General features: G+C 64.3%; 14 protein-coding genes. 9 read left to right on the top strand and 5 right to left on the bottom strand.

What is annotated here, in order from left to right; translation table 11 throughout:
• The first annotated feature begins 3 nt into the window (after positions 1-3).
• Both recO and pdxJ read left to right on the top strand, forming a co-directional pair.
• Positions 4-717, top strand: a complete 714-nt coding sequence (recO, locus tag HJD22_RS05100) for a DNA repair protein RecO (protein WP_208654445.1) — start codon at positions 4-6, stop codon at positions 715-717.
• A 19-nt stretch (positions 718-736) separates the two neighbouring features.
• Entirely contained in the window at positions 737-1,552 is an 816-nt protein-coding gene (gene pdxJ, locus HJD22_RS05095) for a pyridoxine 5'-phosphate synthase (RefSeq protein WP_208654444.1), read from the top strand.
• Between the two features lie 152 nt (positions 1,553-1,704).
• On the opposite strand, the gene HJD22_RS05090 is transcribed toward pdxJ, so the two are convergent.
• Positions 1,705-4,338: an ATP-binding protein gene (locus tag HJD22_RS05090; protein ID WP_248730111.1), complete on the bottom strand. Its 2,634-nt coding sequence runs from the start codon at positions 4,336-4,338 to the stop codon at positions 1,705-1,707.
• Positions 4,339-4,585: 247 nt separating this feature from the next.
• Here HJD22_RS05090 and cysM point away from each other — a divergent pair, with 247 nt between their 5' ends.
• The 5 genes from cysM to ppc are packed head-to-tail and all read left to right on the top strand — an operon-like array spanning position 4,586 to position 12,757.
• Complete coding sequence (cysM, locus tag HJD22_RS05085) at positions 4,586-5,482, top strand: cysteine synthase CysM (protein ID WP_208654442.1); 897 nt, start codon at positions 4,586-4,588, stop codon at positions 5,480-5,482.
• Position 5,483: 1 nt separating this feature from the next.
• Positions 5,484-6,929 carry a 23S rRNA (uracil(1939)-C(5))-methyltransferase RlmD gene (gene rlmD, locus HJD22_RS05080; RefSeq protein WP_208654441.1) on the top strand — a complete coding sequence of 482 codons (1,446 nt, stop codon included), beginning with the start codon at positions 5,484-5,486 and terminating at the stop codon, positions 6,927-6,929.
• A gap of 27 nt (positions 6,930-6,956) precedes the next feature.
• Positions 6,957-9,233, top strand: a complete 2,277-nt coding sequence (gene relA / locus HJD22_RS05075; RefSeq protein WP_208654440.1) for a GTP diphosphokinase — start codon at positions 6,957-6,959, stop codon at positions 9,231-9,233.
• Positions 9,230-10,084 (top strand): nucleoside triphosphate pyrophosphohydrolase, encoded by an 855-nt coding sequence (mazG, locus tag HJD22_RS05070; RefSeq protein WP_208654439.1) that lies wholly within the window; start codon positions 9,230-9,232, stop codon positions 10,082-10,084. The genes relA and mazG overlap by 4 nt, the downstream gene beginning before the upstream one ends.
• Positions 10,085-10,108: 24 nt before the next feature.
• Positions 10,109-12,757: a phosphoenolpyruvate carboxylase gene (gene ppc, locus HJD22_RS05065; RefSeq protein WP_208654438.1), complete on the top strand. Its 2,649-nt coding sequence runs from the start codon at positions 10,109-10,111 to the stop codon at positions 12,755-12,757.
• Between the two features lie 81 nt (positions 12,758-12,838).
• On the opposite strand, the gene HJD22_RS05060 is transcribed toward ppc, so the two are convergent.
• Positions 12,839-13,441: a CBS domain-containing protein gene (locus tag HJD22_RS05060; protein ID WP_208654437.1), complete on the bottom strand. Its 603-nt coding sequence runs from the start codon at positions 13,439-13,441 to the stop codon at positions 12,839-12,841.
• Positions 13,442-13,564: 123 nt separating this feature from the next.
• Here HJD22_RS05060 and HJD22_RS05055 point away from each other — a divergent pair, with 123 nt between their 5' ends.
• Complete coding sequence (locus HJD22_RS05055; RefSeq protein ID WP_208654436.1) at positions 13,565-14,227, top strand: response regulator transcription factor; 663 nt, start codon at positions 13,565-13,567, stop codon at positions 14,225-14,227.
• Positions 14,224-15,615 carry an ATP-binding protein gene (locus HJD22_RS05050; RefSeq protein WP_208654435.1) on the top strand — a complete coding sequence of 464 codons (1,392 nt, stop codon included), beginning with the start codon at positions 14,224-14,226 and terminating at the stop codon, positions 15,613-15,615. The genes HJD22_RS05055 and HJD22_RS05050 overlap by 4 nt, the downstream gene beginning before the upstream one ends.
• A gap of 48 nt (positions 15,616-15,663) precedes the next feature.
• On the opposite strand, the gene HJD22_RS05045 is transcribed toward HJD22_RS05050, so the two are convergent.
• The 3 genes from HJD22_RS05045 to HJD22_RS05035 form a co-directional block, all read right to left on the bottom strand.
• Entirely contained in the window at positions 15,664-16,323 is a 660-nt protein-coding gene (locus HJD22_RS05045) for a peroxiredoxin (RefSeq protein WP_208654434.1), read from the bottom strand.
• A gap of 183 nt (positions 16,324-16,506) precedes the next feature.
• Positions 16,507-17,430, bottom strand: coding sequence for a ketopantoate reductase family protein (locus HJD22_RS05040; protein WP_208654433.1), 924 nt, complete (start codon positions 17,428-17,430; stop codon positions 16,507-16,509).
• Positions 17,430-19,406 (bottom strand): DNA topoisomerase III, encoded by a 1,977-nt coding sequence (locus HJD22_RS05035; RefSeq protein WP_208654432.1) that lies wholly within the window; start codon positions 19,404-19,406, stop codon positions 17,430-17,432. Before HJD22_RS05035 ends, HJD22_RS05040 begins: the two co-directional genes overlap by 1 nt.
• Positions 19,407-19,494: the final 88 nt, after the last annotated feature.

Genomic DNA, 19,494 nt, shown 5'->3' with positions numbered 1-19,494 from the left:
TCCATGCAGCCCCAGCCTGCCTATCTTCTGCATAAGCGTCCCTACCGGGAGACCAGTGCCCTGGTCGATCTGCTGACCCTCGAGCATGGCCGCGTGCGCGCCGTGGCTCAGGGCATACAACGCCCCGGCAGTCGTTCACGCTCGCGCATGCAGCCCTTTGTCCCCCTGCTGGTGACCTGGGTGGGTGAAGGCGAGCTCAAGCGCCTGCGGCTGATGGAGACTTCTGGAAGTGCAGCTCTACTGGCCGGGGAGGGACTGCTGTGCGGACTGTATGCCAACGAGCTGGTGGCGCGAATCTTGCCACTACTGCTGCCAAGCCGCGAGATATTCGCCTTCTACGGTGCCTCCCTGGCCGCGTTGCCACGCCCGGAGGAGAGGGCGCCAGCGCTTCGGCGTCTCGAGCTTGCCCTGCTCGAAGCTCTCGATGCCGAGCCGGTGTTCCATGACCTGGAAGGTGCGGAGCTCGATCCCCAGCGGCGTTATGTCTACTGCGTGCAAGCGAGGCGCTTCGAGGCACTTCCTGCAGGCGTCGACCAGGGCATCGAGGGTCGCGCGCTGCGCTTGCTGGCCAGTGGCCAGTGGGAGGCGCCCGGCCTTGCCGGTGCGGCCAAGGCGCTCACCCGTGCCGCCCTGGCGCCGCTGTTGGGCAGTCGTCCGCTACGCTCGCGCGAGCTGATGCTGCAGCTTGCCAAGCGCCGCCACGCCATTCCATCCTGATCCATTGCGGAGATATCCTATGCACGCCCCTCGAATTCAGCTCGGTGTCAACATCGACCATGTCGCCACCCTGCGTCAGGCTCGGGGAACTCGCTACCCGGACCCGGTGCAGGCCGCGTTGCTGGCCGAGGAGGCTGGTGCCGATGGCATTACCGTGCACTTGCGCGAGGATCGTCGGCATATCCAGCAGCGCGATGTGCGCTTGCTCTGCGAAATGCTCAATACGCGCATGAACCTGGAGATGGCGGTGACCGAGGAGATGATCCTCTTCGCTGAGCAGATCCGTCCTGCCCACGTCTGTTTAGTACCGGAAAAGCGCGAGGAGCTGACCACCGAGGGCGGTCTGGACGTGGTTGGCAACCTTGACGTGATCACCGATGCCTGTACTAGGCTGGCGGCTCAAGGGTGTGAAGTCTCGCTGTTCATCGATCCCGATCCCGAGCAGATCCAGGCGGCCCAACAGACGGGCGCGCCGGTCGTCGAGCTGCATACCGGGGCCTATGCCGAAGCCGTCGGGCAGGAGATGAGTCGTGAGTACGAACGACTCGTCTCGGCAGCGGCCTTGGCCGGCGAGCGTGGATTGACCGTCAATGCCGGGCACGGCCTGCACTATCACAATATCGAGGCGATCGCGGCGATTCCCGGGATTCATGAGCTCAATATCGGCCATGCGATCATCGCCCGGGCGCTGTTCGTGGGGCTCAAGGAGGCGGTTGCCGAGATGAAGCGCCTCGCCATCGCCGGACAGGAAGCGGGGCTGCTGGCGGCCCTCGACGAGCACGATCATGAACATCACGATCATGATCACATCGAGGGGGGCAGCTGCTGTCGATGAGATCGAGACGCTCAATGATGCCAGTGGCCTTCCATCGCTGCATCTGACCAGCAGGGCCAAACGCCTGGCGCAGGCCGAGGTATCGGCTCAGTCTATCGGATGAGCAGAAGCTTGCGCAGGCCTGGAGGTGATGAGCTGCGTGTAACGTGCTCTTATTTGTAAAAGGGTGCGTTGTGCTGCTGCCACTGGCGTAACCGTGCCATGGCGTCGTGCAGCTCATCGAGGAGTGGTGCGACATCGATGAGGCCACGGGTGCGTATGCGTGTCTCGAGGGTTTCCGCAAGCAGGGCGAGCTGCGGTACGCCACAGTAACGACAGGCACCGTTCAAGGCATGAATGGCATCGAGGAATGCCTCTTCGTCGCGTGCCTCCCAGGCGCGGCGCAGGGCCTCTTCGCTGTCGTCGAGGCTCGCCAGCAGCAGGGACAGCGTATCCTTGGCCAGCGCCTCCCGCCCTGCGGCAAGGCGCGTTCCCAAGCGCATGTCCACCACCGCCAGCTCATCTTGCGCCGCAACCGTGGGCGTGTTGTCCTCTCCACCGCTCGGCGCGGGCAGTGCGGCCAACGGAAGATTCAGATGCTTGCCAAGCAGGTTTGCCAGCTCGACATGATCGACCGGTTTGATCAGGACATTGAGAAAACCCTGCTGATGCAGCTGACGATGCTCATCGGCCATGGCGTGGGCGGTGACGGCAATGATCGGACAATGTTGCCAGTGCGCATTCACTTGTCGCAGCGCCTGGGTCGTGGCGATGCCATCCATGCCGGGCAGACGAATGTCCATGAGCACCAGATCGAAGTTCTCACCCTGAGCAAGTGCCAGTGCCTCTTCGCCGCTCATGCAGGAGTGCGATTCGAGTCCCAGGTCGTTCAGTAGCTGCTCGAGCAGCAACCGGTTCGACGGCATGTCGTCGACGATCAGGACGCGAGGTACGCCGGGCGAGGAGACGCGTTTCGGCGGTGCGGCCAGCGCTTCGCTGTCGGTGGGTTCGAGCAGACGGGTGAGCGTACGCACGAAGGTCTGACGCGACATCGGCCGGGTAAGGATCTCGCCGCCGTGGGGCAGGTGGAGGTCGGGCAGCTCGAGCGGGCTGGTATTGACCTGCAGAATGCAGGGGCAGGGTAGTGTGTTGAGGTACTGTTGCACATAGGCCAGCCTTGCTAGCCCGAGATCCTCATACTGCAGTCCCGCGATGAGCAGATCGGTATCGTTGGGGGGCGCAGCCAGCTCATGATCGATGATCCTGATCTCGGCACCACATGAGGAGAGCAGGTGCTCCAGCGCATGGCGAGTCGTGGCATGAGGCTCGTACAGGGCAATGCAGAGACCCTCCAGGGCCATGTCAGGCGGGCGTATCCCCTCTGCCTTGCCAGCGAGGGGCAGGGTGAAGGCAAAGGTCGATCCATGCCTGAGGCGGCTCTCGACGCCGATTTCGCCCCCCATCTGTTCGACCAGTTGCCTACAGATCATCAGCCCCAGGCCGGTGCCGCCATAGTGACGAGAGTCGCTGGCGCTGGCCTGGCTGAACGCCTTGAATAGACGGCTGGTGTCGCTGGGCGATAGACCGATGCCGGTATCGCTGACGGTCACCCGCAGTGTCATCTGGCAGCTGTCGGCATCCTCGACCATCACCCGGACGATGACCTCGCCCTGGTGGGTGAACTTGATGGCGTTGTGCACCAGGTTGGTGAGTACCTGCTTGATGCGCATCGGATCGCCCCATAACGCATCCGGTACATCGTCGTAGACCAGTCCCATCAGATAGAGCGATTTCTGATGAGCCTGAGGTGCTTGCAGGCAGAGCACCTCGTCGACAAGGGCGACCATGTCCAGTGGTAGGTTCTCCAGCTGCATCTTGCCCGCTTCGAGCTTGGAGAAATCGAGAATGTCGTTGATCAGCGAGAGCAGGCTGTCGGAGGCCTTGCTGACATGGTTGAGCCATTCGCGCTGGCGTGCCTCGAGAGGCGAGCGCGCCAGCAGCTGGCAGAAGCCGATGATGCCATTGAGCGGGGTGCGAATCTCGTGGCTCATGTTGGCCAGGAACTCCGACTTGATCCGGTTGGCCTCAAGCGCGCGGCGGTGGGCCATGTCGAGCTCGATGTTCTTGATCTCGATGGTGTCCATGGACTCCTGCAGATCATGGGTGGTCTGCTCGATATGGCGCTGCATGTCGTCGTTGATGTGTTCGAGGCGGTCGGCCAGCGAATTGATGCCGTGGGAGAGCCCGGCCAGCTCGGAGGAGGAGTGGGTGTCGAGCCGGTGGCCGTAATTACCGCTGTTCAGCTGTCTGACCAACTGGCGAATGTCGTCCAGCGGGCGGGTCACGCGTCGTATGATCAGATAGGCCGCCAGGAACAGGGCCAGCCCGGTAATCAGCCACGCAAGCCCGGCCTTGGTCAGATTGTGATAGTGGCTCAGCGCCAGTGAGGACGTATCGACGGCCAGCTCGAGACGCGCCGGCAGCTCATCACCCAGTTCACCACTACCCAGCGGTAGCCTCAGCTGCCATTGATGGTTCGCCCCTTGGCGGGGGGTAGGCAGGGGCTGGCCCAGGCGAAGAATCGTCTCCCCCTCGCTATCAAACAGACTGGCCGCGCGAATCTCCTCGATGTTCAAGAGCCGCCTGACCAACTCCTGCAGACGCGTCTCCTGGCCATCGATGATGGCCTGCTGCAGCGATGGTGCCAACAGGATGGCACTGGCGGTGATGCGCTCTTCCAGGGCTTCGCGGCGCTCATGATTCCCATGCTGCAGGAAGAAAAAGGAAAACAGCAGCACCAACCCCATGGGAATGAAGATCAGTAGTAACAGCAAGCGGGTTCTGATCAACATGGTCAGACCTTCGACTCGATATGGCGTGATATGACTCGCTAGCGAGCGCGGAGTGCATTGAAGCGCCATTATGCCATAGCCCGCCAGAGGCCACCCATTTCTGCCTCACCAGAGGGAGGCAAAAGGAAGTCGGACACGGGATAACTGTCACCCCCGGTCGGGCACGGATATAATCGGGTAAAGATTCCAGAAGGATGGCGAGATGCATTACCCAACGCTTGAGGATGTGGTCGGCAATACGCCACTTGTGCGCTTGAAGCGTATTGCGACCGGCCGCAACAACACGCTGCTGGCCAAGCTCGAGGGCAATAATCCGGCGGGGTCGGTCAAGGATCGTCCAGCACTCTCGATGCTCTCCGAGGCCGAGGCGCGCGGTGAGATCCGCCCCGGCGATACCCTGATCGAAGCCACCTCGGGCAATACCGGTATCGCGCTTGCCATGGCGGCGGCGATCAAGGGCTACCGGATGCGGCTGATCATGCCTGACAACGCCTCCAGTGAGCGCAAGCAGGCAATGGCCGCCTTCGGTGCCGAGCTGATCACGGTGACCAAGGAGCAGGGTATGGAAGGGGCTCGCGATCTCGCCGACAGCATGATCGCCAAGGGTGAAGGCAAGCCCCTCGATCAATTCGCCAATCCCGACAACCCGCTGGCGCACTATCGCACCACCGGCCCCGAGCTGTGGGAACAGACCGGGGGAAACATCACCCATTTCATCAGCTCCATGGGCACCACCGGCACCATCATGGGGGTGTCGCGCTATCTCAAGGAGCGCAATCCGGCGGTCCAGATCATCGGCCTGCAGCCGGAGGATGGGGCGAGCATCGCGGGTATCCGCCGCTGGCCCAAGGCGTATCTGCCGGGCATCTTCGATGAGTCGCGCGTCGACCGTGTCCTGGATATCGGGCAACACGAGGCGGAGGTGCATATGCGTCGCCTGGCACGCGAAGAGGGCATCCTGGCGGGCGTCTCCTCCGGTGGCGCCCTGGCGGGCGCGCTGCGCATCGCCGAGACAGTCGAGAACTCGACTATCGTCTTTATCGTCTGCGACCGGGGCGATCGCTATCTCTCTACCGGCCTGTTCGCCCCGGAGGCCTGACATGGCCATGCTGGGCAAGCGACGTACCGCCAGGCCAGGGTCGGGCAAGTCGGGGCTAGCCGGAAAAGCGGCGTCTGTCTCGACGGCCCGCCAGGCCCCGACTCCGAGCCCCGATAGCCAGGGCGATGCGGGACTGGAGATACTGCGCCTGGCCCACGATGGGCGAGGCGTCTCCCGCGACGCGGCAGGCAAGACCGTTTTCATCGATCGTGCACTGCCTGGCGAGCGGGTCGAGGTGGCGATCCATCGCACTCGCAAGCGCTACGACGAGGCGCACGTTCGCCAGCTGCTTGTGGCGGCACCTGAGCGGGTCGCGCCGCGCTGCGTGCATTTCGGTCACTGTGGCGGTTGTGATCTACAGCATCTCGAGCTCGAGGCGCAGCGACGCCATAAGCAGGCGGTGCTGGTAGAGCAACTTGAGCAGCATGGGGTTGCGCGCGATTCGCTGCCGACGATTCTGGGCGGTGACGGTTACGGCTATCGCCGGCGTGCCAGGCTTGGTGTGAAGGTCGATGCCGGCGGACACGTGCATCTGGGGTTTCGCGCCAAAGGCAGCCATCATTTGATGGATGTCCAGCAGTGTCCCATTCTGGTGCCCGCCTTGGCCGAGTTGTTGCCGGTATTGCGCGAGCATCTGCAGACGCTGGAGGCGCCGCGCTGGGTGGGGCATGTCGAGCTGCTGGAGAGCGAGGCGGGCGCCAGTCTGATCGTGCGTCAGCTGCGTGAACACGTGGGCGACCGGGAGCGCTGGCTGACCTTCGCCGAGGCACTGAACGCCGAGTCGTCGGAGCGACGCCATGCGGTAACGCTTGCCTGGCTGCTGGGCCGCGAGCAGCCTGAACTCGAGTGGCTTGGCGGGACGCCGGATCTCTACTACCGGCTCGTTGCTGGCCGCCGTGAGCTGTCGCTGAGCATCGCCCCGGGCGACTTCCTGCAGGTCAATGCCGTCGTCAATCAATGCTTGATCGACACGGCACTTGAGTGGCTTGCGCTTCGCGACGAGGAGCGGGTGCTCGATCTTTTCGCTGGGGTGGGCAACCTGAGCCTGGCGCTGGCCAGTGCGGCCGGTGAGGTGGTCGGCGTGGAGGGCAGCCCCGCCATGGTGTCGCGCCTGGAGGATAATGCCCGTCGCAACGGCTTCGCCTCGGTCAGTGCGCGGCAGGCGGATCTCACTCGTCCCGAGGCAGTACGAGCGTTGCTCGACGAACGCGACTGGTCGCTGGTAGTGCTCGATCCCCCTCGCGAGGGAGCCGAAGCGGTATGCCGGGTTTTGGCGCGGCGCCAGGTACCGCGCATTCTCTATATTTCCTGCGATAGTGCGACGCTTGCCCGCGATACGGCATACCTTATGCAAGGAGGCTATCGCCTTGCGCATGCGGCTATGGCGGATATGTTTTCGCAGACGGCTCACATGGAGTCCATGCTATTGCTTGAGCGCATGGCGTGAGCCATACAACACGAGGATCGCAGCCCCATGGTAAAGGTGCGTGAAGACCAGCCACTGACCCAAGATGGTGCGGTGGATATTGAACAATGGCTGGCACGCCTGCAGGAGGATGTGACACTACGCGATCCCGACGAGCTGCGCCGGGCGTGCATGCTTGCCGATCGCCTGGCGCGCGAGTCGGACCGGCCACACAAGGCGTGGCTGGAGGATGGATCGAGCTTTCGCATGGGCCTTGAAATGGCCGATATCTTGAGCGAGCTGAGGCCTGACCAGGCGACGCTCGAGGCGTCGGTGCTCTATCGCGCGGTGCGCGAGGAACTGATCGATTGCGATGTCATCGCCAAGCAGTTCGGCGGCGAGGTGGCCGGGCTCATCAAGGGCGTGCTGCAGATGGCCGCGATCAGTCATCAGACGCCCAGCCACGGGCTTTCCCAGCACAATCAGCAGGACAACCTGCGCAAGATGCTGGTGACCATGATCGATGATGTCCGCGTGGCGCTGATCAAGATCGCCGAGCGCACCTGTGCGCTGCGTCAGGTCAAGGATGCCACCCGCGACAAACGGCTGCGGGTGGCCCGGGAAGTGTTCGACATCTACGCGCCGTTGGCCCACCGGTTGGGGGTCGGCCATCTCAAGTGGGAGCTCGAGGATCTCTCGTTTCGCTACCTGCACGAAGATGAGTACAAGGCCATCGCCAAGCAGCTCGCCGAGAAGCGTCTCGATCGCGACCGCTATATCCAAGAGGTGGTGGATACCTTGAAGCGGCTGATCGAGGCCCAGGGCATTGCGCGCTGCGATGTCGATGGACGTGCCAAGCATATCTACTCGATCTGGCGCAAGATGAAGCGCAAGCGCATCGATTTCTCGCAGGTCTACGACGTACGGGCGGTACGCATCCTGGTGCCGGAAGTCGCCGACTGCTACACCGCGCTGGGCCTCGTCCACTCGCGTTGGCACCACGTCCCCAATGAATTCGACGACTATATCGCCAACCCCAAGAAGAACGGCTATCAGTCGCTGCACACCGCTGTGCTGGGGCCCGAGAACAAGGTGCTGGAGATTCAGATCCGCACCTTCGCCATGCACGAGGAGGCCGAACTCGGCGTCTGTGCCCACTGGCGCTACAAGGGACATGACACCAACGCCAAGAGCCGCAGCTACGAAGAGAAGATCGCCTGGCTTCGCCAGGTGCTCGAGTGGCAGGACGAGGTAGGCGACTTCGGCGATTTGCGCGAGGGGCTCTCGAGCGATGTGGCGCCGGATCGGATCTACGTCTTCACCCCCGATGGCCATGTCATCGACCTGCCGAGGGTCGCCACCCCCATCGACTTCGCCTACCGCGTGCATACCGAGATCGGTCACCGCTGTCGGGGGGCCAAGGTCAATGGCCGTATCGTGCCGCTGACCTATCGCCTCAAGACCGGTCAGCAGGTCGAGATACTCGCCGCCACCAAGGGTGGCCCGAGTCGCGACTGGCTCAATCCTTCGCTGGGCTACGTGCGTACGTCTCGCGCGCGTACCAAGATCCAGGCGTGGTTCAAGCAGCAGGCGCGGGACCAGAACCTCGAGGAGGGGCGCGCGCTGTTCGAGAAGGAGATGAAGCGCCTGGATGTCGAGGGGATGGAGCTGACCACCCTGGCGCAGAAAGTCAATTACGCTACGCCTGATGACATGTACGCGGCGATCGGCGCCGGCGATCTACGGATCGGCCAGGTGCTTCACCAGGCCCAGCAGCTGTTTGGCGAGACCGACGACCAGGAGCAGCTCGACCGGCTACTGGCCAAGCCCAAGCGCGCGCCGAGCAAGGATCCGAGCGACGGTATTACCGTGCTCGGTGTCGGCAACCTCAAGACTAGCATGGCCAACTGCTGCCACCCGGTCCCCGGCGATGCGATCGTCGGTTTCATTACCCAGGGGCGCGGGGTCACCATCCATCGCCAGGACTGCTCCAACATCCTGCAGCTGCGTGTCGATGAGCCCAAGCGGGTCATCGAGGTGGAGTGGGGCGAGCGTGCCCATACCCAGTACCCCGTCGATATCGAGATCGAGGCGTGGGACCGCTCGGGCCTGCTGCGCGATGTCACCGGTGTACTGGGCCATGACAAGGTCAACGTATTGGCGATCAACACCCATACCGATACCAGCGACGGTATTGCCCGGATGGGCATCACCGTCGAGGTCGATGGGCTGGAGACGCTGGGGCGGCTCTTCTCGCGCATTCAGCAACTGCCCAACGTGATCGACATCAAACGCTTGCGCGGCGGCGCCGGTACGCCCAAGCGCAAGAAGAGGCCCCAGGCATGAGCGACCGTCATGGCGGCAAGCCTCGGTACACGCTGAGCGACCTGCTCGAGCTGATGGCCGTGCTGCGCGATCCGCAGCAGGGGTGCCCATGGGATATCAAGCAGGATTGGCACTCGATCGTGCCGCATACCCTTGAGGAGGCCTACGAGGTGGCGGACGCCATCGAGCGTCATGCCTTTGACGAGCTGCCCGGCGAGCTTGGCGACCTGCTCTTCCAGGTCGTCTACTACAGTCAGTTCGGCACCGAGGAGCAGCGCTTCGACTTTCACGACGTGGTGCATGTACTGACCGCCAAGATGCTGCGCCGCCATCCGCACGTGTTCCCTGCGGGCCATCTGGCGTCGCGGCGTGAAGGCGTCTCGGCACATGAGGTCGAGACCAGTCAAGTCAATAGCCGCTGGGAGTCGCTCAAGGCGGCGGAGCGCGAGGCCCGTCCAACGCCGCTTGAACGCGAGCCTTCGGTGCTCGACGATATTCCCCATGCGCTACCGGCGCTGTCGCGTGCCGCCAAGCTCTCCAAGCGTGCCGCCCGGGTGGGGTTCGACTGGCCGGACAGCCGGGGCGTGATCGACAAGATCCGTGAAGAGCTCGCCGAAGTCGAGGAGGCGCTGGCGCGTGGCGACCAGATGCATGCGTGCGATGAGGTGGGCGATCTGCTGTTTGCCGTGGCCAATCTGGCGCGCAGCCTCAAGGCCGATCCTGAACAGTGCCTGCGCCGCACCAACGCCAAGTTCGAACGTCGCTTCCGTTACGTAGAGGATGCCTTGGCGAAGCAGGGACGTACGCCTGCAAAGGCCAGCCTGGACGAGATGGAAGCGCATTGGCAGAGCGCCAAGAGCCACGATAATTAACCGCATAGAGAAAGGATGCTACGCATGAGTGATGATCTTCACGAATCGCTACGCGATAATGTCCGCATTCTGGGCGACAGCCTGGGCCGTACCATTGCCGACGACCAGGGGCAGGCCTTCGTCGACAAGATCGAGACCATTCGTGGCTTCGCCAAGCGTGGCCGCCAAGGCGACCAGCCGAGCAGGCGGGAGCTGATCGAATATCTGCGCCAGCTGCCGGATCGCGATCTGCTCCCGGTTACCCGCGCCTTCAATCAGTTTCTCAACCTGGCCAATATCGCCGAGCAGCACTACCGGGCGCGCTTTCGCCGCGTCGAGGACTACAAGCCCGGCTCGCAACCGGTGCTCGGCGAGCTGCTGACACGGGTACGAGAGGCCGGCAACCCACCGCGCAAGCTGGTCGAGACGCTGGCCGGCATGCGCGTCGAGCTGGTGCTGACCGCGCATCCCACCGAGGTGATCCGGCGCACGCTGATCCAGAAGTATGACGCCATCGATGACTGCCTCTCCGCCATCGAATCCTCCCTCGACTACCCCGAGAAGGCCAACCGCGTGCATGGCAGGCTCGAGGAGCTGATCAGCCAGGCCTGGCATACCGACGAGATCCGACATGAGCGGCCCACGCCGGTCGACGAGGCCAAGTGGGGCTTTGCGGTGATCGAGAACTCGTTGTGGCAGGCGGTGCCCGATTTCCATCGCGATCTCGATACGCTGCTGCTGGAACTGGCGGGCGAACGCTTGCCGCTGGACGCCGCACCGCTGCGTTTCGCCTCCTGGATGGGGGGCGATCGCGACGGCAATCCCAACGTGACTGCCCGGGTCACCCGCGAGGTATTGCTGCTGGGGCGCTGGATGGCCGCCGACCTCTATCTTCGTGACCTCGAACAGCTCAAGGCCGAGCTGTCGATGTGGAAGGCCAATAGCGCGCTCAAGGCCGAAGTCGGCGACGAGGCCGAGCCCTACCGCATCCTGCTCAAGCGCCTGACCAGCCGCGTCGAGGCGACTCGCGACTGGGCCAAGGCGTGTCTCGATGGCCGCTCCCATGAAAGCGGGCCGATCATCGAGACCCGCGATCAACTCTATGCGCCGCTGTTGACCTGCTACCGCTCGCTGTGCGACGTGGGGCTCGACACCATCGCCAATGGCGCGTTGCTCGACACCCTGCGTCGTGTGGCGGTATTCGGCGTGACCCTGACCAAACTCGACATCCGCCAGGAGTCGAGCCGCCACAACCAGGTCTTCGAGGAGCTGACCGACTTCCTGGGGCTTGGCCACTACAGCGAGTGGGACGAAGCTCAGCGTCAGGCGTTCCTGCTCGACGAGCTGAAGTCGCAGCGCCCGCTGATTCCCAGGCGCTGGGAGTGCTCCACCGAAACCCGCGAGGCGATCGAGACGTTCCGGGTCATCGCCCGCGAGCAGCGCGAGGCGCTGGGGACCTACATCATTTCCATGGCCGGGCAGCCCTCCGATGTGCTGGCGGTGGCATTGCTGATGAAGGAAGTTGGCGGCGACGTGCGTCTGCCCATAGCGCCGTTGTTCGAGACGCTGGACGACCTGAACCGTGCCGGCGACGTGGTCGACCGGTTGCTGGCGCTGCCGGGCTACCGGCGCCTGGCTGGAGACAGCCAGGAGGTGATGATCGGCTACTCCGATTCGGCCAAGGATGCCGGTCAGCTGGCCGCAGCCTGGGCGCAGTACCGCGCCCAGGAGTCCCTGGTCGAGGTGTGCAAGGCACATGGCGTCGATCTGACGCTCTTTCACGGGCGTGGCGGTACGGTGGGGCGTGGTGGCGGCCCAGCCCATGCGGCGATTCTCTCACAACCGCCGGGCTCGGTGAATGGTAGCTTGCGAGTTACCGAGCAGGGCGAGATGATCCGCTTCAAGTTCGGGCAGCCCGATATCGCACTGCGCTCGATGGAGATCTACACCTGCGCGGTACTCGAAGCCACGCTGCTGCCACCGCCGCAGCCGCAGCCGCACTGGCGCGAGGAGATGGATCGCCTGGCGGAGATCGCCCATCGTGGGTATGTCAGCGTGGTACGCGAGAATCCTGACTTCGTGCCTTATTTCCGGGCGGTGACGCCGGAGGGGTCGCTTGGAAGGTTGCCTCTCGGCTCGCGCCCCACCAAGCGTCGTCAGGATGGCGGGGTGGAGACGTTACGGGCGATTCCGTGGATATTCGCCTGGACTCAGACGCGGCTGATGCTGCCCGCCTGGCTTGGCAGCGGCGACGCCTTCGTCACCCGGCTCGAGGAGCCGGGCGGGCTTGAGCGGCTGCGCGAGATGCGCGAGCAATGGCCGTTCTTCGGTACCTATCTGGACATGCTCGAGATGCTGCTGGCCAAGGGGGACGTGGAGATTGCCGCCTACTATGAGCACCGCCTGGTCGACGAACCCTCTCTTCAGGCACTGGGACGTGACTTGCGCCGGCGTTTCACCCGGCTGCAGGGCGTGCTGGTGGAGATTCTCGGTCAGCAGGAGCTGCTCGAGAATACGCCGTTGATCCGCCAGGCCATCGATGTGCGCAATCCCTATATCGACCCGCTGCATGGGCTGCAGGCGGAGCTGCTGCAGCGCAACCGCGACGCCGACGGCGCGATCAGTCCGGAGCTGTCGCGCGCCTTGATGGTGACCATGGCGGGCATCGCCGCGGGACTGCGCAACACCGGTTGAGCGCAGCGACGGCCTGCGAAGCGATTCGCGGACCGTTTCGCCGTGGCGATCGTCAAGCCTCAACCACGATGTACATCATCTTCACAGCTCATGACCAAGCACGACCTGGCAGATATCGGCGAAACTGCGCGCTTCCGGCGCGAGAGTGAGCTCTACACCCAGCGCACGGCCGATATCGGAGGCGGATACCAGCCCGCGCAGACGTGGCGCACCGTCATCGCCCTGCGAGGTGATCAGCAGGTGCTGGTCGCCATAGCTTCTGAGCGCTTCCATCAGCTCACCGATGGTGAGTCGGGCCAGCTGGGCATAGGGCATCGCATGCAGCGCTTCGCCTGGGGTCTGGACCATCTTCACCGTCACCTCCTCGCGGGAGAGGCCGTGGTGCTGCATGGCCAGCGTGATGCGGCGCCCGCCGATCACCTCGCGGGCATTGAGTATGCCGCTGAGATGGCCGCTCTCGTCGGTGACCAGCAGCAATCTCACTCCCTCCTGCAGCATGCTGCGATGCGCCTGACCGATGGGTGTCGACTCACAGATGGTGCGGGGCGGTGTCTGGGTAAAGTCGGTCAACACCGCGATGGCGGAGGTATCTGGGGTCGGAGCAGTCGGCCGCGGGGGGTGTTCGATGGCGAGGCGGGTATTGATGGGTTGAAGTGCCTGTGTCAAGCCGAGAGATAGTGGCATGGGGTTCTCCTTATATTGTCAGGGGAGACCGATGCGGCGAAGCAGCCGGCCTTGAACACCACCCTGGCACGCTTGGCTTAACGAAGGCTTAAGGGTGGGAAGAAACGGTGAAGGGAGAAGTCGATGCGTGTGCTGTTGGTGGAGGATGACTCCCTGCTGGGCGATGGCATCAGGACCGCACTGCTACGCGAGGGCTATGTGGTCGACTGGGTGTCCGGGGGCCGCGATGCTCTGGCGGCCTTCCAGGCCGAGGCGTTCTCGGTGATGGTGCTCGACCTTGGACTTCCCGACATGGATGGTCTCGAGGTGCTGAAGGAGGTTCGCCGCCATGCACGCCTGCCGGTGCTGATCCTTACCGCCCGGGATGCCGTGGATGCACGAGTGAAGGGGCTTGACGCTGGTGCCGACGACTACGTGCTCAAGCCATTCGATCTGCAGGAGCTGCTCGCTCGGCTGCGGGTGGTGACCCGCCGTGCCGAGGGGCGAGCCTCGCCGACCTTGAGCCTGGGCGACCTGCTCATCGACGAATCCCAGCACCGTGTGGCGTGGCGTGGTCAGGAGGTGGCGCTTGGGCGCCGGCAGTTTGCCCTATTGCTGGAACTTGCGCGTCATTCGGGCAAGGTGTTGCCGCGCACGCGCCTGGAAAGCCTGCTCTATGGCTGGGGGGAGGAGGTGGAGTCCAATGCCCTCGAAGTCCATGTGCACCATCTGCGACGCAAGCTCGATAAGCAGCTGATCGCCACCGTACGCGGCATCGGTTATCGCCTGGACGCTCCTGGCGCATGACCTCGATTCGCCGCTATCTGATCGTCTCCCTGGCACTGGTACTGGCCCTGGCCACTCTCTCGATCGTCGTCTCGGCCTATTTCATCACTCATCACAAGATGGAGCGCATACTCGACGCCCAGCTGAGCATGCAGGGGCGTATCGTCTCCTCGCTGGTCGGCCCGGGCACCTCCAGCGAGGAGTATGAACGGCTCGCTCGCCACCTGGACCAGCCGGGCCACCCGGCGTACTGGTACGGTACTTCCGATGCTCAAGCCGCCTCGCCCGGCCGGCGCTACCATCCAGAGGAGCGCATGCTGACGCTCGGCTTCTGGCAGGCGGATGGCATCCCCTGGCTGATGGGGGCGGAGTGGGGCGATGCCGGGGCCTTTCCCCCTCCCCAGCGAGAGGGCTACCGCTGGCAGGAGTATGACGGTCAACGTTGGCGGGTCTTCAGCCTGCAACTCGACGACCACGCGCGCTGGCTCAGCATCGGCTTGCGCGAACGCTTCCATGATGAGCTCTCCGGCGAGGTGGCGCTGGGCAACTTTCTGCCCATGCTGGTGGCGTTGCCGCTGCTGTTGGCGATCGTCTGGCTGCTGGTGAATCGCGGGCTGCGCCCGCTTTCGAGCCTGTCGCAGCAGGTGATGGGGCGCGGCTCACAGGATCTCAGCCATATCGACCTGGCGGTGCCGCGCGAGCTTAAGGTGTTACGCGATGCCCTGAACGATTTCATCACCCGGCTCGGCGTGACGCTGGAGCGCGAGCGACGCTTCAGTGCCGACGCGGCCCATGAGCTGCGCACGCCACTGGCGGCGCTGAAGATTCATCTCGACAACGCACTGGCCGGTGAGCGCGAGTCGCTGCGCAAGGCCTATGGCGGTATCGAGCGATTGCAGCGGGTCGTGGAGCAGCTGTTGCTGCTGGCACGCCTGGATGGCCCCGACGCGCCGCCACGCGAGACTCTCGATCTGCTGGACATGGTGCAGCGACTTGCCGCCGAGCTGTGGCCGCTGGCCGAGGCGCGCGGGCAGGTGTTGGAAGTGGATGCCACGGTGCGTCCGCAGATCGAGGGTAACGCGACCGAAGTGGAGATCCTGATCCGCAACCTGCTGGATAACGCGCTGCGTTATACGCCGGCCGGCGGCCGTATCGAGGTCGTGCTGGGAATGGGGAACGTCGAAGAGGGGGAGCATGCATGGTTGGCGATTCGTGACACTGGCCCGGGGATTGCCGAGGAGTTGCTCGCGCAGGTCACCGAGCGCTTCCGGCGTGTCGCAGGCCAGGAGATCAGCGGCAGCGGGCTGGGGCTCTCCATCGCGCTGGTGCTGGCGTACCGCCAGCACGCTCGGTTGGCGTTGAGCAACCGAGCGGACGGTGGCCTGGAGGCGCGACTCGAGTGGCAGTGACACCGGACGGGTCGCCAGTGTCCTGTCAACCCTCGCCCGACGGTAGGGTCATTGCGGCTGCTTGACGGTGCGCAGGTAGGGCTTGAGCGTGGTGTAGCCCTGTGGGTACTTCTTCTGCGCCTCCTCGTCGCTGACGGAGGGCGGGATGATGACATCGTCACCCGGGCGCCAGTTCACCGGAGTGGCCACGGTGTGCTTCAGCGTCAACTGGACGGAGTCGAGCAGGCGCAGTACCTCGTCGAAGTCGCGGCCCGAGGTCATCGGATAGATCAGCATCGCCTTGATCTTCTTGTCCGGGCCGATGATGAAGACCGCGCGCACGGTGGCGTTGTCGGCCGGCGTGCGCCCCTCGGCGGTGGCGTCGAGATCTGCCGGCAGCATGTCGTAGCGCTTGGCCACCTCAAGATTGGTATCGCCAATCATTGGATAGTTGGGCGCCGTGCCCTGGGTCTCCTCGATATCCTTCGACCAAGTGGCGTGATTTTCGACCGCATCGACGGAGAGACCGATGATCTTGGTGTTGCGCTTGTCGAACTCGGGCTTGAGCTTGGCCATGTAGCCAAGTTCAGTGGTGCAAACCGGGGTGAAATCCTTAGGATGCGAGAACAGCACGCACCAGCTGTCGCCGATCCATTCATGGAAGTTCAGGGTGCCTTGCGTGGTGTCTGCGGTGAAGTTTGGGGCGATGTCGCCAATTCTGAGGCCCATATGGCTACTCCCTGTTGACGTGCTGTTGGCATGACGGAGGGTGCCGCATGGCATATCGCGTGGCATTGAGTCAGGCCGATGCGGCAGCTTGACTATAGAGCATACGCCCAAGTGCCGCTATTGGGTCAAGATATAAGCGATCTGTTTTTAATAACGTTTAGTGTTGTTTTCATGCGCTACCGATCACTCTGGTGCAGGTCCCGGAGAAGATCGATGAAGGCTCTCAAGAGCGGGACACGCCAGGGTGTGGCGAGTGGCGGCTGCAAGCAGCGGGCCCAGGATCGCCTCGCGCTCGGTAGGGCGCCCGGCGAGTACGTCCTGAAGCATCGAGGCGCGGTTGTTGGCGGTGCCCTCCACCACCTGCCAGACCCGCCCGCTCCACCCCTCGGGCGGGGTAGGAATATCCTCTAACGACATGATTCTTGCCACCTCGGCCACGACCCTCTCGACCATCGGCCGAAATGGTCTGTCGCGAAGCTGACCATTGCGAATGCGAAAGCGCGCGACCAGGGGGTTGATGGCAGCGTTCACCGCCAGCTTGTGCCAGAGCCGCACGCGAATGTCATCCACCGCCTGGCACGGTAGCCCCGCTCTGCTCAAGGTCTCGGCAAGCGCCGAGGCGAGCTCGCCATGCTCGCCGCCAAGATCGCCAAGCACACTCTGGCCATGGCCGGCATGTACCACCTCGTCCACGCCAGTGACATAGGCGCCCTCGGTGGTGCTGGCGCACAGCACCGGTCCGGACCATTGGCGAGTCAGCGTTTCCTGAATGCCATAGCCGTTCTGCCACAGCACCACGGGCGTATCCGGCGTCAGGTTTGGTGCAATCGCCTCGAACGCCGCCTGTGCGGCGTAGGCCTTGGTGGTGAGGTGCACCAGGCGCCCGGATTCGGTCGCGAGCGTCTCGGCGGTCAGCCCGGGAAGGTCCCCCATCAGGCGCTCGCCTTCGGGCGTGACCAGCTGCAGGTGGCGCGGTGGCGGGCGACGCCCGAGCAGGGCGACCTTAGGGGCTCGATCAGACAGGGCCAGGCGAATGGCCAGCAGCCGACCCAGAGCCCCGGGGCCGACGACCAGATGACGCTCGAACGCCACGTGCGGGGCAGGCATCACGACGACTCGGCCTTCTTGCGGCGGCGTGCCGGATTCATGCCCCTGCGCTTGCCACTCCCCGTGCCACCTCTGGTGGTCGTGGATTTGCCGTGTGTGCCGGCTACGCCGCGACGCTGCCGCGGGGCGGCCTGGCTTGGGGCCTCGATCCCTTGGGCGGAAGTGAGTGCCGCACGCATGCGTCCGGCATCGGCAGTTCCGAGCAGCCCGCGAAGATCGCTCACGAGCAGGTCGAGAAAGTCGCTCGTCGAGGCGTTCTCCTCGGCAATCAGCGAAAGGCGTTGTTCCCAAAGCGCGGTGCGCTCAGGGCGCGAGGCCGCCGTCGGCAGCGACTCGATCAGCGCATGACCGGTTCGCGTGGCACGCACTGCGCCCTGCTGGCGCACCAGATAGCCGCGCTCGAGCAAGGTCTCGATGATGCCGGCACGGGTCGCCTCGGTGCCCAGGCCATCGGTATCGCGCAGGGTACGCTTGACTTCCGGGTCCTCGACGTAGCGGGCGATGTTCATCATCGCCTTGATCAGGCTGGCGTCGTTGAAAGGCTCGGGCGGGCGCGTCTCGCGGTCCTCCACCGCCTGGTCGACGACGCTTGCGGTCTCGCCCTGGGTCAGTGGCGGTAGCGGAGGTGCCTCGTCGCGGGTAGTGAACAGCGGCTTCCATCCGGCAACCAGAATCACGCGACCCTGAGCCTTGAACGTCTCGCCGAGAATTTCGAACTCGGCCTTGACCTCACGGCTCTCCAGTGCGGCATGGAACTGGGCCAGCACGTTGCGTACCACCAGTCGGAACACATTGGCTTCGACTGCCGACAGGCGCGCCATGTCGGGCACGGCTCCGGTCGGTGCAAGTGCATGGTGGGCGCTCACCTTGGCATCGTTCCAGGCCCGCGAACGGCGGCTGAAGTCGGCGCCTTCGAGCCATGGCGCTAGGGTGGCATCGGCTCGGCAGATCTGAGGCAGCGCTCTGCCCAGCGGCGCGTGATGACCCTTGGGCAGGTAGCGGCAGTCCGAGCGGGGATAGGTGATCAGCTTGTGGCGCTCGTAGAGGCTCTGACAGGCGTCAAGCACGCTCTTGGCCGATAGCTTGTAGCGGCGTGCGGCATCCACCTGCAGCGCCGAGAGTGAATAGGGGAGTGGCGCGGCTTGGCGCTGGTCGCGACTGTCGAGCTTGGCAAGATGACCGCTGGCACCGGGAAGGCGCGCGGCGAGCTGCTCGGCAGGCAGGCGATCCAGCAAGCGCCCCTGCTCGTCGAGGCGGTGGGCTTCGCCGGGTTGCCACCAGGCGCGCAATCGACCTTGGGCGACCTGCAGATCGCCCCACACTACATAAAAGGGGCGTGGCTCGAAGCGGGCGATGTCGAGGTCGCGGCGCACCACCAGGCCGAGCACCGGGGTCTGCACACGACCCACCGAGAGCACACCGTCGTGGCCGGCCTGACGGCCGATCAGCGTCCAGGCGCGGGAGAGGTTGATGCCATACAGCCAGTCGGCCCGGGAGCGCGTTTCGGCGGCACGAAAGAGCCCCTGGTAGCGCGCATTGTCCTCCAGCCGCTCCAGCGCCTTGGCGACCGCCGAACGGTTCATGTCGTTGACCAGCAGCCGCGCGACCGGGCCCTTCCAGCGCAGGTAGTCGATGGTCTCCTGGACCAGCAGTTGCCCCTCGCGGTCCGGGTCGCCGGCATGCACGACCAGGCTTGCCTGCTTGAGCAGCTTGCGAATCACCGCCAGCTGACCACGCGCCTTGGGACGCGGCGTCAGTTGCCACGGGTCCGGCAGGATCGGCAGGTGGTCCAGGCGCCACTGCTTGTAGCGTGGGTCGTAGGCGTCCGGTGGCGCCTGCTCAAGCAGATGGCCTATGCACCAGCTCACGGTGGTGTCGCCGACGGTGATGGCGCCGTCGCTTTTTTTTGGAGAGCCTGGCAAGGCATCGGCAATGGCGCGGGCCAGGCTGGGTTTTTCGGCGATGATCAGGCGCATGGCAGCCTCGGGCTATCAGGTATGGATATTCTTCCAGTATCGTCGCTCGGCTGCCATAGTAATCTGACATTTCATCTGACCAGGAGTG

It is taken from the genome of Halomonas sp. TA22, from assembly GCF_013009075.1.
GTDB lineage: Bacteria > Pseudomonadota > Gammaproteobacteria > Pseudomonadales > Halomonadaceae > TA22.
Note: the sequence above shows the minus strand (reverse complement) of the source record. Positions and strands in the feature narration are given on the sequence as shown.

What these genes read in the sequence shown, in the direction of transcription:
- recO (WP_208654445.1), top strand. Translation starts at nt 4, where the DNA reads ATGCAGCCCCAGCCTGCCTATCTTCTGCATAAGCGTCCCTACCGGGAG.
- pdxJ (WP_208654444.1), top strand. Translation starts at nt 737, where the DNA reads ATGCACGCCCCTCGAATTCAGCTCGGTGTCAACATCGACCATGTCGCC.
- HJD22_RS05090 (WP_248730111.1), bottom strand. Translation starts at nt 4,338, where the DNA reads ATGGGGTTGGTGCTGCTGTTTTCCTTTTTCTTCCTGCAGCATGGGAAT.
- cysM (WP_208654442.1), top strand. Translation starts at nt 4,586, where the DNA reads ATGCATTACCCAACGCTTGAGGATGTGGTCGGCAATACGCCACTTGTG.
- rlmD (WP_208654441.1), top strand. Translation starts at nt 5,484, where the DNA reads ATGGCCATGCTGGGCAAGCGACGTACCGCCAGGCCAGGGTCGGGCAAG.
- relA (WP_208654440.1), top strand. Translation starts at nt 6,957, where the DNA reads ATGGTAAAGGTGCGTGAAGACCAGCCACTGACCCAAGATGGTGCGGTG.
- mazG (WP_208654439.1), top strand. Translation starts at nt 9,230, where the DNA reads ATGAGCGACCGTCATGGCGGCAAGCCTCGGTACACGCTGAGCGACCTG.
- ppc (WP_208654438.1), top strand. Translation starts at nt 10,109, where the DNA reads ATGAGTGATGATCTTCACGAATCGCTACGCGATAATGTCCGCATTCTG.
- HJD22_RS05060 (WP_208654437.1), bottom strand. Translation starts at nt 13,441, where the DNA reads ATGCCACTATCTCTCGGCTTGACACAGGCACTTCAACCCATCAATACC.
- HJD22_RS05055 (WP_208654436.1), top strand. Translation starts at nt 13,565, where the DNA reads ATGCGTGTGCTGTTGGTGGAGGATGACTCCCTGCTGGGCGATGGCATC.
- HJD22_RS05050 (WP_208654435.1), top strand. Translation starts at nt 14,224, where the DNA reads ATGACCTCGATTCGCCGCTATCTGATCGTCTCCCTGGCACTGGTACTG.
- HJD22_RS05045 (WP_208654434.1), bottom strand. Translation starts at nt 16,323, where the DNA reads ATGGGCCTCAGAATTGGCGACATCGCCCCAAACTTCACCGCAGACACC.
- HJD22_RS05040 (WP_208654433.1), bottom strand. Translation starts at nt 17,430, where the DNA reads ATGCCTGCCCCGCACGTGGCGTTCGAGCGTCATCTGGTCGTCGGCCCC.
- HJD22_RS05035 (WP_208654432.1), bottom strand. Translation starts at nt 19,406, where the DNA reads ATGCGCCTGATCATCGCCGAAAAACCCAGCCTGGCCCGCGCCATTGCC.